At 62.0% G+C, this 1,110-nt stretch carries 1 protein-coding gene; it reads right to left on the bottom strand.

Annotated elements, in window-relative coordinates; all coding sequences use genetic code 11:
- Nucleotides 1-309: 309 nt before the first annotated feature.
- Nucleotides 310-738 carry a phasin family protein gene (locus tag AVJ23_RS21900; protein WP_058864356.1) on the bottom strand — a complete coding sequence of 143 codons (429 nt, stop codon included), beginning with the start codon at nucleotides 736-738 and terminating at the stop codon, nucleotides 310-312.
- Between the last annotated feature and the right edge of the window lie 372 nt (nucleotides 739-1,110).

Raw genomic sequence — 1,110 nt, 5'->3', positions numbered from 1 at the left:
TGATCTTCGTTGTCATCGGTGTGCCCTCCACTTGGTTCCCACGGAACCATCATGGCATACGAGATGCTTTTGGGTGGGGGCGTCCACCGCATAAGTTCACCCGCCCCCCCCGGTCGTCCCTCGTTCATGACGAGAGTCCTTGGGGTTGATCTGCGACACAGCGCCAGTGAATTCCGCACTGAACGCCCGGGTGCCCGCGCGGCCGTCCACGCCGCCTGGGGGCACTCGGCATCTGTGGTGTCTCGCAGCAAAACGGCGGGTTCCCAAGGAACCCGCCGTCGTTGGTGGTCGTGTATTGGCGTTCTTGCCTCAGGCCGCCTTGTTTGCGGCAGAGGTCACCTTGTCGACGGTGCCTTGCGCGTTCGCAGCGACCGTTTCGCTCATGTCTTCGCCAACTTTGGTGGCCATCTCGGTCGCCTCGGTGCCAGCTTTCTGGCTGACGTCGGTCATCGCTTTCGCGGCGCGGGTGAAGAGGTCCATCTGCTTCTGGGCAAAGTCGCTGTACGCCTTGGCGTAGTCGGCCGGCTGATCGCGGACTTCGTTCATCTCGCGGAAGTTCGAGAAGGCTTCTTTTGTGGACTCGCTCGCAATGTCCGTGGAGCGGGCCGCCGCTTCAGTTGCGATCGTGGTCATCCGCTCACCGATCTGCGCCCAGGTCTTGAAGACGTCCTGATAGCCCTGCGGGTCGAACAGGTTCTGCATGTCGGTAGCAGCGGATTTCGTGTTCTGCTTGGCCATGTCGGGTCTCCTTTCAAGGAAGATCGTATGTCGTGGGCGCTGCTATGCGCTTAAACTTTCATGTAATGCTGCGCTGCAGCATTTCAACCGGACCATGCATCACAGGGAGCAAGACTTTCGGGAGCCGGATACGGGACAGGGCTTGTGCATCACCACCTCCAAACCGACTTTCGCCGCGTTGCACGCCTACTCGTAGGAGCGCTTTGCCTTTGCGATGTGACGCTCGAAGCGGCCTGACTTAGCGTCAGCCTCGTTGTTGAACCAGTCGGAGCCCCGGCGCCACCGCCGCCGCCTGAGCCGGGGCTCAGCCCCACATGCGGGCCGCGATGTCGCGCTCTTCCCGGCCCACCGCGTCGGCATAGATCGCGGTGG

This window comes from Pseudoponticoccus marisrubri (assembly GCF_001482405.1).
Classification (GTDB): domain Bacteria; phylum Pseudomonadota; class Alphaproteobacteria; order Rhodobacterales; family Rhodobacteraceae; genus Pseudoponticoccus; species Pseudoponticoccus marisrubri.
Note: the sequence above shows the minus strand (reverse complement) of the source record. Positions and strands in the feature narration are given on the sequence as shown.

Excerpts from the sequence above, each read along its gene's own strand:
- AVJ23_RS21900 (WP_058864356.1), bottom strand. The coding sequence starts at position 738 with ATGGCCAAGCAGAACACGAAATCCGCTGCTACCGACATGCAGAACCTG.